Origin of the sequence: uncultured Lacinutrix sp. (assembly GCF_947500605.1) — a bacterium.
GTDB lineage: Bacteria > Bacteroidota > Bacteroidia > Flavobacteriales > Flavobacteriaceae > Lacinutrix.
In genome coordinates, this window is the sequence record NZ_CANMSJ010000009.1 from 97,938 (window position 1) to 113,439 (window position 15,502).

At 31.3% G+C, this 15,502-nt stretch carries 8 protein-coding genes; 3 read left to right on the forward strand and 5 right to left on the reverse strand.

All coding sequences use genetic code 11. The features are described from left to right. Window positions 1–8: 8 nt before the first annotated feature. From Q0935_RS12810 to Q0935_RS12830, 5 genes are all read right to left on the reverse strand, one after another. Window positions 9–1,601, reverse strand: a complete 1,593-nt coding sequence (locus Q0935_RS12810; RefSeq protein ID WP_299386815.1) for a RagB/SusD family nutrient uptake outer membrane protein — start codon at window positions 1,599–1,601, stop codon at window positions 9–11. A 6-nt stretch (window positions 1,602–1,607) separates the two neighbouring features. Then, a complete protein-coding gene (locus Q0935_RS12815) occupies window positions 1,608–4,823 on the reverse strand; it encodes a SusC/RagA family TonB-linked outer membrane protein (RefSeq protein WP_299386819.1) in 3,216 nt (1,071 codons plus the stop codon). A gap of 376 nt (window positions 4,824–5,199) precedes the next feature. Further along, window positions 5,200–5,574 carry a cupin domain-containing protein gene (locus tag Q0935_RS12820; RefSeq protein WP_299252953.1) on the reverse strand — a complete coding sequence of 125 codons (375 nt, stop codon included), beginning with the start codon at window positions 5,572–5,574 and terminating at the stop codon, window positions 5,200–5,202. Window positions 5,575–5,594: 20 nt separating this feature from the next. After that, window positions 5,595–7,856, reverse strand: a complete 2,262-nt coding sequence (locus Q0935_RS12825) for an alginate lyase family protein (protein WP_299386823.1) — start codon at window positions 7,854–7,856, stop codon at window positions 5,595–5,597. 71 nt (window positions 7,857–7,927) lie between these two features. Further along, window positions 7,928–10,234, reverse strand: coding sequence for a chondroitinase-B domain-containing protein (locus tag Q0935_RS12830; protein WP_299386828.1), 2,307 nt, complete (start codon window positions 10,232–10,234; stop codon window positions 7,928–7,930). Between the two features lie 591 nt (window positions 10,235–10,825). Here Q0935_RS12830 and Q0935_RS12835 point away from each other — a divergent pair. Genes Q0935_RS12835 through glgB form a run of 3 tightly spaced genes read left to right on the forward strand, consistent with a single transcriptional unit; the run spans window position 10,826 to window position 15,412 of the window. Then, window positions 10,826–12,232, forward strand: a complete 1,407-nt coding sequence (locus Q0935_RS12835) for a glycogen synthase (RefSeq protein WP_299386831.1) — start codon at window positions 10,826–10,828, stop codon at window positions 12,230–12,232. Window positions 12,233–12,235: 3 nt separating this feature from the next. Then, window positions 12,236–13,501, forward strand: coding sequence for a glucose-1-phosphate adenylyltransferase (locus Q0935_RS12840; RefSeq protein WP_299386834.1), 1,266 nt, complete (start codon window positions 12,236–12,238; stop codon window positions 13,499–13,501). Between the two features lie 3 nt (window positions 13,502–13,504). Further along, window positions 13,505–15,412, forward strand: coding sequence for a 1,4-alpha-glucan branching protein GlgB (gene glgB, locus Q0935_RS12845; protein ID WP_299386838.1), 1,908 nt, complete (start codon window positions 13,505–13,507; stop codon window positions 15,410–15,412). Window positions 15,413–15,502: the final 90 nt, after the last annotated feature.

Sequence of the window (15,502 nt, forward strand, 5' to 3'; positions counted from 1 at the left end):
ATTAGGTTTTAGTATCCAGGATTCTGTGTATAAAAATTAGGTAAATTATCTATTTCTCTTTGCGGAAAAGGAAGATATTTCTTTTCTATTGTATAAAACAGACTGTTTTGATTAGAGAATTCTGTTAAAACAGCATCAACCTGATCAAATCTTATTAAATCATATAAACGTTGGTTTTCGTATACAAACTCCACTCTTCTTTCTGCCAATAATAGTGGTTTTGTTAAATTAGCGACAGCTTCAAGACCTGCTCTCTCTCTAACTTTATTAAAAGCATCAATAGCTCTTGAATCTGTAGTACTAGCATTATCTCCCAAAATTGCCTCTGCATATAACAACAATACATCTGCATACCTTAATACAATCCAGTCGTTATCCCCTATCTCACCATCTGTAGGAAATTTGGCATTAAAAGTATCATTTGTAATATCAGATGGATTGTAAGATAATGCATCAATACTAGCATAAAACCTTACTGGTTGTAACTCTGGGTTCATAAAATCTAAAAAGTCAAGTGAAGCAATATTTACTCCATTAGATGGCCCTTGCAAGGTCATCGCAAAACTATGAGACTCTGAGTCCGTTTCTACTTGATCGTCTAAACCACTATCACTAGTTGTATAATTATCGCTACTAACCAAATCGTATGCGATTGAAAAAATAACCTCATCGTTAATTTCAAGTCCTGGATTATTTGACCAAGAACCATCAAGTACTCCGTCTGTATAACCGCTAGATATTTCATTACCAAAAACATTACCATAATCTATAACTAGGTTTGCATTGTATTCGGCATCCGTTAGAAGATCTTCAGAAGGATTTAAAGGATTAGCATTAAACTCAAACTGATCTGCTTGACTTCTTTCAGTAAATAATAAGTTATAATTATAAGTATTACCTTCTACAACTGAAGCTAACAATAATTCTGCTTCTGTAAAATCAGGATTAGGTTGACTTAAATATGCTTTTGCCGCTAAACAAATAGCTGCTCCTTCCGATGGGCGATATCTATTTTGTTCTACGCCATTTAAATAAGCTATTGATGTTTTAAAATCGGCTATAATTTTCTCGTAAACTTCTGCTTCCGGTAATTGAGGATAATTTAAAGCTTCATTACTAGTTATATCTAAAACTTTATCTATAAAAGGCACATTTTTATATGCTCTTACCAAATTAAAATGACATAAACCTCTCATAAAATAAGCTTCACCAACTGTATATTGCTGGTTTTCTGGAGCTAAAAAACGATTATCTATAATTGTATTTGCATGTTTAATAGAAGCCATATTATTAGAGTAATACGTTGCTACATCTCCATTATTAGGATCTACATTGTAGGCATTAATTGCAGCAAAATTTCCGTTTTCTGTATTAGCCCTTACATTATCTGATCTTAACTCAGTTAGTAAAAATTCGTTAGCCGGAATCTTTTGATAAGCATCTAAAACTCCATTTGCTAATAATTCAAATCCATTTTCTGTTTGAAGTAACTCTTCTATTGAAAGCGCAGTAGGGTTACTAAGATCTAGTTCTTCTGTACAACTTGTTAATAAAGCCATAACAGAAAAACAAACTATTATATTTTTAAATGTATTTTTCATAATTAATTAAAATTGAAAGTTAACTCCTGCTGAAATTGTTCTCACTATAGGACCATCTCCTCTTTGATAACCTGATGTTAAGGCAGTGTTAGCATTATTAGATGTTTGCCCAGCAGCTTCAGGATTAAATCCTTCATAACCTTTGGCTGTAAAGAATAATAAATTTTCACCTGTTATATAAAATCTTAGTTTATTAAGATTATTTCTAGTTATAAATGATTCTGGCAGTGTATAACCAAAAGTCAAATTTCTTAAGGCAATATAAGAAGCGTCTTGTATATGAGCATCTGTAAACCTTCTGTGAACTGTTTTATCTGCATCTGGAAAATTAGCTACTTCGTTAACTGCTGATTCACTAGCATAATACAATTGATCTAAATCTGCAACTCTTACCTCAGCACCATGAGATCCTTCCCATTGAAAAGAAAAGTCAAAATCTTTAATTCCGTAATCGGCACTAAATCCCCAAGTAAAATCTGGATAAGGACTACCTAACTCTGTTCTATCTTCATCATCAATAACACCATCATTATTTAAATCTTTAACATAAACATCTGCATACTGGTTATTAAATCTATTAAAAGGATTATCTACCCACTCTAATGGAATTTCTTTTTCATAAACCCATCCATAAAAAGAAGTTATTGGTTGTCCCACAGTTGCAATAAACTCTGTTGGCCTAGTATCTTGATCAATTCTAGAAATAATTTGCTGATTATTACCTAAATCCTGAACAGTATTTCTGTTTAAAGAAAATTGCCCTGATACGTTTAATCTTGATTTTTCGTTAGCGAATATTCTACTATTCAATTCTAACTCTACACCTTCATTTTTAACTTCTCCTATATTTTGCAGCCAATTATCTGTCCCATAACTAGCTGGAACCGGAGCAAAAAGAATTAAATCTTCACTTGTTCTTGTGTAGTAATCTAGAGATAAACCTAAAAGACCTCTACCAAAAGTTACATCTATTCCAGGATTAAACTCTACTAATTTTTCCCATCCTAAATCTTGATTTGCTAGAGTTACACCCTTAACACCAGTCTGTCCATTGTATCCAATAGTACTAAATGTTTCTTCAAATCTATATAGAGATTCAAATATGTTGTTTGATATTTCGTTAGAACCTGAAATACCATAACTAGCTCTTAATTTTAAAAATGTTACAAAATCACTAGATGACAAGAACTCCTCGCTAGACATTAGCCACCCAACTGAAGCAGCTGGAAAGAAACCAAATCTGCTATTTGAACCAAATCGAGTACTACCATCGGTACGTGCAGATAGTTGTAAAAGGTATTTTTCGTTATAGTTATAATTTACTCTTCCAAAATATGAAACCAATTTATCTGTTCCATTATTTGTAAATGTAGTTCCTCCGTCTGCAATAGCAATATTATTATTAAAATCGTCTGTGAAACCTACAGCTTCTGATTCTTGAACAGAAAAATCTCTGCGTGTATATTCAAATCCAAGGATTGAATTAAAACTATGCTTTCCAAAGTCTTTATCATATTTAAGTAGAGATTCAAATGCATATTGATTTAACTCATCTCTTCTTTCTAATCTATACGATTCTTGTTCTCTATTTTCTTGACCCAATAAATAATCGTTTTCGGTAGTTTTATTATGTCTAATAACTCCAGAAAAAGATTGTCTAAAACTAAGACCTTTTGCTAATTTAAAATCCATATAAGTAGAAGCATTTAAACTTAGCTTTTGCTTTACTCTAGATCTTTCAAGAAAATGTACCAAAGGATGTACATTTTTTGTGGTAGATAAAGTTAAACCACCAGATGTTAAAGGGCTAACCAATGGAAGTCCTGTTGAAGGATCTCTAGCTATTGCTCTAGGATTATTAGGATCCACTGTAAAAACATGATCAAAAGCTCTTGAAAAACCATAGCTTCCTACACCAATGTTTTCAAATTGAGATCCAGCATCTCCTGGATCTGACTGAGTAATATATTTTAAATGTTCTTCGTTTAAGTATAATGGAATATGACCTAATTGCCTTAATGGATCTGTAAATCTTGCAGGTAATTTATCTTGGTCGTTATAATTAACACGTAAATTCCCTCCAAATTTTATCTTTTTGTTTTTTGTTTTGCTATCAACTTTTATTCTAGCGTTATATTTCTTAAAATTATCTGTTATGGCAATACCTTCGTCTTCAAGGTAACCTAAAGATGCAGTATAACTTGTTAGTTCTGATCCTCCTCTTGCTGATAAAGAATGACTTCTTACAATACCTCCTTCAAAAACTTCATCTTGCCAATTAGTTTCACCACCTCCTAATGATGCAATAAAGTCCATAGCTTCTAACTCTGCATAGGCTGTATTGTAATCGTTAATAATTCTATTATAATTTTCACTGTCCGGTGAGATACCATTAACTGTACTTTGCAAACTATTTAATCTACTTCTTTCTTGAGCAATAGAAGTATTAAAATTTTCGTTTTTATTAGAATACCTAACACCTGTAAATGCATTGTATGAGAATTGTGTTTTACCTGCAACACCTTTTTTAAGTGTTACTAAAATTACTCCGTTTGCGCCACGAGACCCATAAATTGCTACAGAAGAAGCATCCTTTAAAACACTAATAGAATCAATATTATTATTATCTATAGAACCTAATATATCTGAATCTGTTCCTAAAACAACACCATCAACAACAATTAAAGGTGACGAAGAACCGGTAATAGAACCAGGACCTCTTAGTGTAATTTTAGAATCTCCACCAGCTTCTGAACCTACTGTTTGTATTCTTAAACCCGCTACTTTTCCTTTAAGTGCATCTTCCACACGAGAAACTGCAACATCTTTAAGATCCTTGGCAGAAACTTTAGTTAAAGCACTTGTTATATTTTTTTGTTTTTGATCTCCATATGCAACAACAACAACTTCATCTAATTGATTAGCATCTTCTGCTAGTGAAACATTTAAAATTGCATCAGTTATAACTGGCATTAGTTTAGTTTCAAAACCAATAAAAGAAAAATGAAGTACTTCTCCTTTTTTTACTTTAATTTGATAATTTCCATCAAAATCTGTACTTGTTCCATTACTTGATCCGGCTACAGTTACATTTACACCTGGAAGTGGCATATTGTCTATTGCCGAAATTACTTGACCTTTTACGATTAAGTTTTCTTGGGCAAAAGCAGATATACACATAAAGAGTATCGCAAAAATTGCCGATTTAGCTTTTAAATTCATAATTAGTTATTAATTATTAAGGTTAGATAGTTAGTTAATATTTACCATTAAATAGTATTTCAAAAAAAAAGAACAGCTATAAATGCTGTTCTTTTTTTATTGTAAAACAGTTTTATAATATTGGTTTACCAATCTGGTCAACCAAATATATATAAAATTTTGTTAAATACAACGTTTTCGTAAATGATAAATGTGAAAATAGCATATAATTAAGTTAAAATAACAATGTTTCTCTTTAAAGACAATGCTTTTCAACTTTACTATAAACCCCTAACACATAGCATTAAAGATATTTATTTAAAAATCTACCTCCATACTAAAGCTCAACAATTAAACAAATAAGCTTTAATTATCAGAAGTTTTTAATCAATTTTAATTAAGACTTATCTCCAAAATAAGACACTGCATCTCCACTTAAGAAATCTTCTCTTACAGGACTAAACGTATCAATTAACTGACCTGCTTCTAAACAAACTGCACTGTGCAATAAATTAGGTTCGATGTAAACACCATCACCTGCTTCTACAATTTTCTTTTCTCCATCAATTTCAAATTCAAATTTACCTGAGACACAGTAAGTAGCTTGTGTATGAAAATGCTGATGTGGTGCACCTAATGCTCCTTTATCAAACTTTACGCTTACCATCATGATTTGGTTATCGTAACCTAAGAATTTTCTTGACACTCCTCCTCCAAGTTCTTCCCATTCCATATCCTTTGTGATAACATACTTTTCACTAAATCTTTTCATAATTTTTATTCTATTTGTTTTTATTTAAAATAGTAAGAACCCGACCATTCGTAATTCTTATCATTAATTTTTACATTATGTTTCGTTTCTTTTGAAGCATCTGCATTTACAGTTATAAACAACTTTGTGTTTCCGTTTACATTTATTATTTCAATTGCAGTGTACTTTTCTTCATCCAAAACAACTTTTAATTCTTTTATAGCGCTATTTGAATTTATTGCAGATTCTGTAACAGGACTATAACTTCCATGCGCTTCTATCGCAGAAACAAAAAGTGTGTTTTTAGTATTTTTTCGTCTTAACATTAAAGCAGCTTCACGTCTTAAGTTAAATTCTGGATCGTTAGCTCCAATTCTAGTAAATAATAATTCATCATTAGTACTAGTTACAGATGTTAAAGTGTAAAACCTACCTTTATTTAACCATGATAATTTACTATTATCGCTAGAAGCTTTGGCAGTTCCTTCAACAAATAAATGTTGATATCCGTTTTTGTCTCCTAGTGTCGTTAATGATTTAGGTACTTTATAATCAAAATTTGTTTCCACAACTTGCCCTAAGAAGTAATAAGGAAAATCATATTTATTTGCTTTATTTGAAGTCACCTTCATTATATCTAACACATATGGTTTTTCAAAATCTTCATCTTTTATAATTGCCATTGTACGTAACATCTCTGTACCCGGATATGCATTATCCTCTTTTGCACTCGCTACTTGCACAGCTTCATTCTCTGAAGAAAAATAATTTAAAACTGAATGGTGCTTACTTCCTATTTCATACTTTCCTGTAAAATGAGAAGTTTCATTTTGTGTTACTGTATTATGTGCTATAGTTTGTTTTGCCCAAGTTTTATTTTCCTTAAGGTAATTTCCACCACCTTTTTGCTCTATGTTTACAAATCTTGCTAAACCGTAATCTTGTATAACCTCATCACCTTTTTCGTATAACGAATAAGATAATTTATCGTAATGACCATGACTAGAACCTTGCGCTGCATATTTAAAAACCAACTCAACATCTTTATTTCTTAATATAGCAACACCTCCTTGTGTTCCTTCTGGTCCATCCGAAAGATTAATTGATTTTTTATTAAACTGTTCTGCTTTACCATCTTTAACACCAAGCGCTACTGCCAAACCAGAATCGTCTAATAAAACTCGATCTTGTGCTGATGCTATAGATAATAAACCAGGATCTTGACCTCCAAAATGATAAGAAATATCTACTGCAGTAACTAATGCACTTGTGTAATAAGACATTCCTTTTTGTCCATCGTTAAGCGGAAAGAAATCTCCATCGGCATCAGATAAATTCAATAATGCATTTATTGATTTTAGTAAAACACCATCTTTATATTCAAATATTTTTAGTTCTGGTTTTACATTATGCAATCCTTCAGCAAAAATTAAAAAAGGATACATAGCGTAACGTTGGTAATATGGCCCTTCGTTATAATAACCATCTGGAGAAAAAGGCTCTTCTATATTTGCTAAGAAACCTGCTTTTCCATCTTTATTTAAAAAACCTCCGTCGTCGTCTTTCGCCTTAGTATCTAATTTCAAATCTTTAATTCCGTACAAAGCACGATCTATTAATTCTTGGTCATCCATTACTAAACCAATCATACCAACAGCTGCATTTCCCCAAGTACTATGGTTATGTACTCTTTGATAAAATTGTGGGCTATCTACTGAAATATGATCTGCGAATGGTTTAAATAAATTTTCTTCTAGCTTCGTGCGTTCCTCTTCAGATAAATAATTATAAACACAATCGTAAGCTTGACTTACATACACTAACCAGTTAGAATCGTTTAAACATTGCCAAAATAATTTACCTCTAGCATAAGATCTTGTTTTTGGGTGTAATGGTAATGTTTTGTACATTTCCTCGTATTGCATTAACATGTCTTTTACATATTTCGCATACTTTTCGTCATCTAAAATCTGATACAAAACACCTGCTTTCTGCAAAACAATCATATTACGTTTGTGGCGCACATGTGTGTATCCTCCAGAATAATCTAATGGTATTGGCGTTTCTATCCCTAAAGCTATTTCAGCATCAATTTCTTCTTTAACCTTTTCTAGTGTTTTATCGAAAATAGGAACATTACCCAACTGTGCTCTAATATCTTTAACACCTTGAGCAGTAAGAATTAACTTAGGATGCTCTTGAGATGTAGAGATTTCCTTTTTATTGTCTGCAACAGCAGTCTCTTTCTCTTTGCAAGAAAAACTAAACACTAAAAGAATAACTATTGCTAATTTAAATTTCATACTATTTTATTTATTATGTACATTTTCGACTGCACTCAATTTTGCTTCTATCTTATTTGTCTAAAAAACAATTAGTACATTAGTTTCATGACTAAATTTTCTTCTGTTTTTATTTTACCTGAACTCATTAAACTATTTCCTGACTCGATATTATTTTTTGCTCCCCACAAAATAGAAACAAACTGAACCTTATTATTTTTAAATGTGTTTTTAGAAATATTTACATTTACAATACCTCTATGGTTTAATAAGATTTTGTTTTTCTCGTTAGCACCACAATTAATAAATGTACTATTAGTTACTAGAAGATTTCCACCAATTGTAGACTCATCGTACCCACCTCTATAATAATCTACCACGTTTTGCTTTACGTTATTAAACGTACAATTATCGATGGTTAAATACTCTGTATTATAATCTCCTCTATCGTTTGTTTCTTCAGATAATTCTATTCCGTTTTCGCAATTTAATATTGAAGTGTTTTTAAAAGTAATCTCTTCAGAAAAAGATTGCTTGTACACTTTTAATGCGTAGTTGAAATTACTTATTTCAGAATTTAAAACTTCTAACCCAAAATGATTAGACATGTTATTTTTTAAACTAGCAAAGGCATATTGAGTATCTGTCCCTTTTAACTTTATCTTATTTAGTATTAACTTTCCGTAAGGATGTAATTGAAAAGCAGGCGTCTCTTTCTCTCCATTATATAGAATTTCAACATCTCCTTCAGATTCAATAGTTATAGTTTTATTAATAATTAACGGTTGAGCAATAGCGTAAGAACCTTCTTTTAACTTAAGAACATCTCCACTTTCTGCAGTCTTTAGTTTTACTACTAATTCTTCCGTGTTTGTAACTGTGTGAGTTGTTTCTTCTTTCTCTTCAACTTCGTTAGAAAACCAAGTTGCTCCATATTTATCTTTGTTTAAAAGATCTAAACTAACATTCTCCGAACTCAATATTGCTCCAATTTTATTAGACTGTTCTCTAGAGTTTCCTAATAAATCATTAGTAATTGTTTCGAAATCGAATCCTTTATAGATCTCTACATCATCGAAACCTGTAGTTGGCACAGAAAGCTCTTTACCTATTTCTGTTAAGCTTAATTCTTTAGAAATTAATCCATGCGCATTTGTTATTTCTACACCGCTATTATAAATAACATTACTTTTAAAAGTAACACCATCTGCCTTATCATGCTCAATAATAGGATTTGCATCTCCAACAGAATTATAAATCACATTATTTACAACCTCTGTTCTTAAAGGTCTTGCAGAACGAATTTCAGATTTTGGCAAAACATCAGCTTGCGCAATGTTTGTTCCTACACCAAATTGCCAAGGCGAACTAGAATCTACATAAGTATTATAAGCAACTACAACATCTGTAACTTGATTATAACGGTTTAATGGCGATTTAGGAATCCCGTTCATTATTGCTAATGGGCTTCTAAAATTCTTTCCTTTTAATTTATAAAACAAGTTGTTTGTAACCCAATGTCCAGTATTGACAATTCTAATTCCTCCATATTGCTCGTTAACACCATCACCAATAAAATAGTTTCCATCTATAGAGCAATAATTACCATGCCTTGTAACTACCGAACCTTCACTCTTAAAAAACACATTGTTTTTAATAATATTAAAGTTTGTTTTACTTGAAATAATTTCCACCTCTCCATTACACTCTTCAAATAAGTTATTTGCAATAGTTGTATTACTTGGTGACATAGAAGTAAAACTACTTCCTAATTGAATTGTTTCTCCTCTTGCACCACCTTTTCTAGGTCTAGGTCCAAAATGATTATTTACAATTTTATGGTAATTTCTAATACTTTGGTTCCCTTTTAAGTCCACCCTAACTGTTGGTCCTCCATTTGTTTTACCAGCAATATAACAGTGCTCTAATGTATTGTGCTTTCCATAAAACTGCACCCAAAGATTATCTTGATCACGTTCAAGATTATTAAAATCTAGAATCACACAGTTTGAAACACTACTATTGTTAGCTACTTTGCTTTCACTTGTTCTAAAAGCAATTACGTTTTGAGTTGGAGAATGTCCGTTTCTAAAAAACAAACCATTAACCTTTAAATAATTTCCACTTATTTCTAAATTAGACTCTCCTTCTATAAAAACCCTTCCTTCTGTTTCTGCTTTTAATACTATTGGGCTGTCTTCTGTTCCTTCTCCAATAAATTTAATTTCAACATCTTCCCAAACACCATTTGCTAAAATAATATTATCTCCAGGTTTAGAATCTTTAATAGCATTGTTTAGTGCCTCAACATCTGAGACTTTAATAGTATTGATCCCTAACGGCTTTTTATCACAAGCGATAAATAAGATTAACACAGAAAATAGAATTATTTTTTTCATAAAAAGAACTTATATAATTGGTTTAAAAAATTTATGCCAACTTTAAAAATTATAATAAATTACATAAGCAGAAAGCTGAGCTGTAGAAGCATTTTAATGCGCTATATTATAACATGATTAAGCATAAAACAAACTGGTTTACCAAATTGGTTTACCAAATATAAGTATATTTAAGTAGCGTGCAAATTTTTAACAAAAAGTTTCGTTGAAGAAAAAAGACAACCAACTACTGAATATCAACAAGATACAAAAAATCATATAAATAAAAGAAAGAGTTGTTAATCAATAATTAACAATAAAAACTATAAATCTCCTTGCTAAAATAACATCATTCTAACTCAAAATTACAAATATATTATTGCCTTTTAATAACAATTATTAAAAGCTAGCAAGATTATAATTCACAACTACTAAAAATATATTTGAACTTAATTCAAGAAAAAAACAACTTATCACATATTCATTTTATTGCTAATTTTAATACATAAAATATAGTCATTTAACTGATTGTTAACATTTCAATAAAAATACTAGCACAATTAAAAATAATGAAAACTAATTAGTACTTTAGAAACTGTTAAAAAAAGTTACATGAAAATAATACACATTAGTGCCGAATGTTATCCAATAGCAAAAGTTGGTGGTCTTGCAGATGTTGTGGGCGCCCTTCCTAAATATCAAAACATGTTAGGTGAAGAATCTAGTGTTATTATGCCTTATTACAATATTGCTTTTACACAACAACATGAATTTGAAAGCGTACATGAAAACACTATTGTTTTAGGCGAAGACATTTATACTTTTAAAGTACTAAAACCAATCGATTTATCACTTGACTTTGATTTATTCTTAATAGACATACCAGAGCTACTATATAAAGATTACATCTATTCTTTTGATGATTCTAATCGCTTTTTAGCTTTTCAAATCGCTGCTTTAGATTGGATATTAACTTTAAAAACAAAACCAGACACCATACATTGTCATGATCATCACACCGGGCTCATTCCGTTTATGCTTCAAGAAAGTTTTAAATATGAAGCTTTAAATAAAATTCCTGCTGTAACCACAATACACAACGCACAATATCAAGGTTGGTTTTCTCATGATAAAGTAAACTTAATTCCTGAATTTAATTTTGAAAACGTTGGATTATTAGATTGGGACAACTCTATAAACCCATTAGCTGCTGCTATAAAATGCGCTTGGAAAGTAACCACTGTTTCTCCAAGTTATATGGAAGAATTAAAAAGTGCTGCAAATGGTTTGGAATCTTTATTAAGTGACGAACATAAAAAATGCGTTGGTATATTAAATGGTATAGATACCAATGTTTGGAACACTGAAACCGATCCTTTTATTACTAAACACTACTCTATTTCTAATAATGTTGCCGGCAAAAAAGCGAATAAAAAATGGCTTTGCGATACTTTTAATTTAGATAGTAATAAACCTTTATTCGCATTTATTGGTAGACTTGTACATGAGAAAGGATCCGATTTATTTCCTGAAGCTTTTGATATCGCATTAAAAGATAATGACATTTCAATATTACTATTAGGTTCTGGAAACAAAGAAACGGAAGCCGAATTAGAAGCTTTAAAAACAAAACATATAGGAAACTACAATACACATATTGGTTATGATGAAAAACTATCTCATAACGTTTACGCTGGAGCAGATTTCCTTTTAATGCCATCCCGTGTAGAACCTTGTGGTTTAAACCAAATGTATTCGCTACGTTATGGAACAATTCCTATAGTTAGAAGTATTGGGGGTCTAAAAGATACCATTATAGACATTGAGGACAATGGTTTTGGTTTTACTCACAAAAACACAACTGTAGAAGATATTTGTACAGCTATAAAAAGAGCATCTGCTTTTTATAAAGATGAAACAAGCTTCAAAAAAACAAAAACACAAATAATGAATATAGATCACTCGTGGGACAATTCAGCAAAAAAATATATAGAATTATATAAATCTCTAAACAACTAAACTATGGTGAATGACAAGGTTTTAAGTATCATTTTAGGAGGAGGCCAAGGTTCTAGGCTATATCCATTAACAGAGAGCAGATCTAAACCAGCTGTTCCAATTGCAGGAAAATACAGACTAGTAGACATCCCGATTTCTAATTGTATAAATTCTGATATAAAACGCATATTTGTTTTAACACAATTTAATTCGGCTTCCCTAAACAGACATATTAAAAACACCTTTCACTTTAGTTTTTTTAGTTCCGCTTTTGTAGATGTTTTAGCAGCAGAACAAACTCCTGATAATAAAGGTTGGTTTCAAGGGACTGCAGATGCGGTAAGACAGAGTATGCATCATTTTAAAAGACATGATTTTGAATACGCATTAATTCTATCTGGCGATCAATTATACCAAATGGATTTTAATGATATGATTAAAGCTCATATAGATGCTAAAGCAGAAATATCTATTGCTACAATTCCTGTAAATGAGAAAGACGCTACTTCTTTTGGAATATTAAAAACAGACGATAAAAACGTTGTTACATCTTTTATAGAGAAACCTGACGCTAGTTTATTACCAGATTGGACTTCCGCTACAAGCGAAGAAATGCAAAATCAAGGTAAAAACCATTTGGCATCAATGGGAATCTATATTTTTAATAAGGAACTATTATTCGAACTAATGGATAATCCTGATACTATAGATTTTGGAAAAGAAATAATCCCTCAATCTATAGACAAGCACAAAACATTAAGTTATCAATTTGAAGGTTATTGGACAGACATTGGAAATATCGACTCATTTTTTGAAGCCAATTTAGGTTTAACAGATGATATTCCTAAGTTTAATTTATACGACAAACATAAAAGAATATACACTAGAGCACGTATTTTACCAACATCTAAAATTAATGGTACAGCTTTAGACAAAGCCGTAATTGCCGAAGGTTGTATGATTAACGCAGCTAAGATTGAAAAATCGGTAATTGGTATTCGTTCTCGAATTGGTAAAGAATCCACTGTAATAAACACTTACATGATGGGTAATGATAAATACGAAACACTAGAAGAAATTAATAAAGACAAAACCGAAATATTAATTGGTATTGGCGAAAGATGCTTTATTAAAAATACCATTATCGATAAAAATGTTCGTATTGGTGACGATGTTAGAATAAATGGAGGATCTCATTTAGAAGATATTGAAACAGAGAACTACGTTGTAAAAGAAGGCATTGTTGTTATAAAAAAAGGAGCTACAATCCCTAAAGGATTTGTAATATAAAATATGACTAAAGTTATACCACACAGTCTTTTTACCGATTTTGATATTAATTTATTTAAATCCGGAAAACACTACAAACTCTACGAAAAGTTTGGATCGCATATTACAACCATAGATGGAGAAGAAGGCACTTACTTTGCTGTTTGGGCTCCAAGCGCTAAATCAGTTTCTGTAATTGGAGATTTTAATTTTTGGAAAGAAAACGAACACAAACTTAACGTACGTTGGGATGAAAGTGGTATTTGGGAAGGTTTCATACCTAATGTAGGAAAAGGAACAACCTACAAATACAAAATAGAAAGTAACCATAATAATGTAATTACAGAAAAGGCAGATCCTTACGCTAAACGTAACGAGCATCCTCCAAAAACAGCATCTATTGTTTGGGAAGACAATTACAAATGGAAAGACTCAAAATGGTTAAAAAAACGTAAAAAACACAATGCTTTAGATGCGCCTTATTCTGTATACGAAGTTCATTTAGGTTCTTGGAAAAAACATCTTGAAGAAAATCGTTTTTTAAGCTACGTAGAACTTGCAGACCAATTGGTAGATTATGTTAAGGAAATGAATTTTACTCATGTAGAGTTTATGCCAATAATGGAATTTCCTTATAATCCTAGTTGGGGTTACCAAATTACAGGCTACTTTGCTCCTACTTCAAGATTTGGTTATCCCGAAGAATTTAAACTGCTTGTAGATACTTTTCATGAAAACGATATTGGAATTATTTTAGATTGGGTACCTTCTCATTTTCCAGAAGACGCTCACGGACTTGGTTTTTTTGACGGTACTTGTTTATATGAACACCCAGATAAACGCAAAGGCTACCACCCTGATTGGAAAAGTTTAATTTTTAATTATGGCCGTAACGAAGTCAAATCTTTTTTAATTAGTAATGCTTTTTATTGGTTCGATCAATACCATGCAGATGCTATAAGAGTAGATGCCGTAGCCTCAATGTTATTTTTAGACTATTCTAGAAATGAAGGCGAATGGGAACCAAATATTTATGGCGGACGTGAAAACTTAGATGCCATTGCATTTATGAAAGAACTAAACGAAGCTGTTTACGGCGAGTTTCCAGATGTACAAACCATTGCCGAAGAATCCACTTCTTTTCCAGGTGTTTCTAAACCTGTATTTTTAGGTGGTTTAGGCTTTGGTATGAAATGGATGATGGGCTGGATGCACGATACATTAGATTATTTTGCTAAAGAACCGGTCTATAGAAAACACCATCAAAATGATTTAACTTTTAGTATGACCTATGCTTTTACCGAAAACTTTATGCTTCCGTTAAGTCATGACGAAGTCGTTTATGGTAAAAAGTCTATTCTCAATAAAATGCCTGGTGACGAATGGCAAAAATTCGCCAATTTACGTACAATGTATAGTTATATGTTTACACATCCAGGAACTAAATTATTATTTCAAGGCAATGAATTTGCACAAGGTGAAGAATGGAATTTCCAAGAGAGCTTAGATTGGCATTTACTAGAATACAAACCACACATAGGTATTAAAAACCTAATTAGAGACTTAAATCTATTATACAAAACGGAGCCCGCACTTTCGCAAAAGCAATTTTCGAAGGATGGTTTCGAGTGGATAGATTATAACGATGCCGAAAACTCTGTTCTTGTATACATTAGAAAAGGAAACAAACCAAAAGACAATCTTATTATTGTTTGTAATATGACACCTCAGCCTAGAGAAAACTATCGAATTGGTTTACCTAAAAAAGGAACATTAAAGCAAATATTTAATAGTGATGATAAACAGTATTTTGGCTCAGGAGATTTTAATAATACAACTATAACTTCCGAAGCAAAAAAATGGCACTCTAGAACACATTCAACAGAAGTTACATTGCCTCCATTAGCAATGATTACACTAAAATATTCATAATATAAAAGCCTTATTTTAAGAATAATACAATTACAACGTTTGCGTTAGTAAGTCGTCATTAATATTGTTTTTATTGTGATAACTTTTACG

Coding starts and splice junctions, on each gene's coding strand:
- Q0935_RS12810 (WP_299386815.1), bottom strand. CDS start 1,601: ATGAAAAATACATTTAAAAATATAATAGTTTGTTTTTCTGTTATGGCT.
- Q0935_RS12815 (WP_299386819.1), bottom strand. CDS start 4,823: ATGAATTTAAAAGCTAAATCGGCAATTTTTGCGATACTCTTTATGTGT.
- Q0935_RS12820 (WP_299252953.1), bottom strand. CDS start 5,574: ATGAAAAGATTTAGTGAAAAGTATGTTATCACAAAGGATATGGAATGG.
- Q0935_RS12825 (WP_299386823.1), bottom strand. CDS start 7,856: ATGAAATTTAAATTAGCAATAGTTATTCTTTTAGTGTTTAGTTTTTCT.
- Q0935_RS12830 (WP_299386828.1), bottom strand. CDS start 10,234: ATGAAAAAAATAATTCTATTTTCTGTGTTAATCTTATTTATCGCTTGT.
- Q0935_RS12835 (WP_299386831.1), top strand. CDS start 10,826: ATGAAAATAATACACATTAGTGCCGAATGTTATCCAATAGCAAAAGTT.
- Q0935_RS12840 (WP_299386834.1), top strand. CDS start 12,236: ATGGTGAATGACAAGGTTTTAAGTATCATTTTAGGAGGAGGCCAAGGT.
- glgB (WP_299386838.1), top strand. CDS start 13,505: ATGACTAAAGTTATACCACACAGTCTTTTTACCGATTTTGATATTAAT.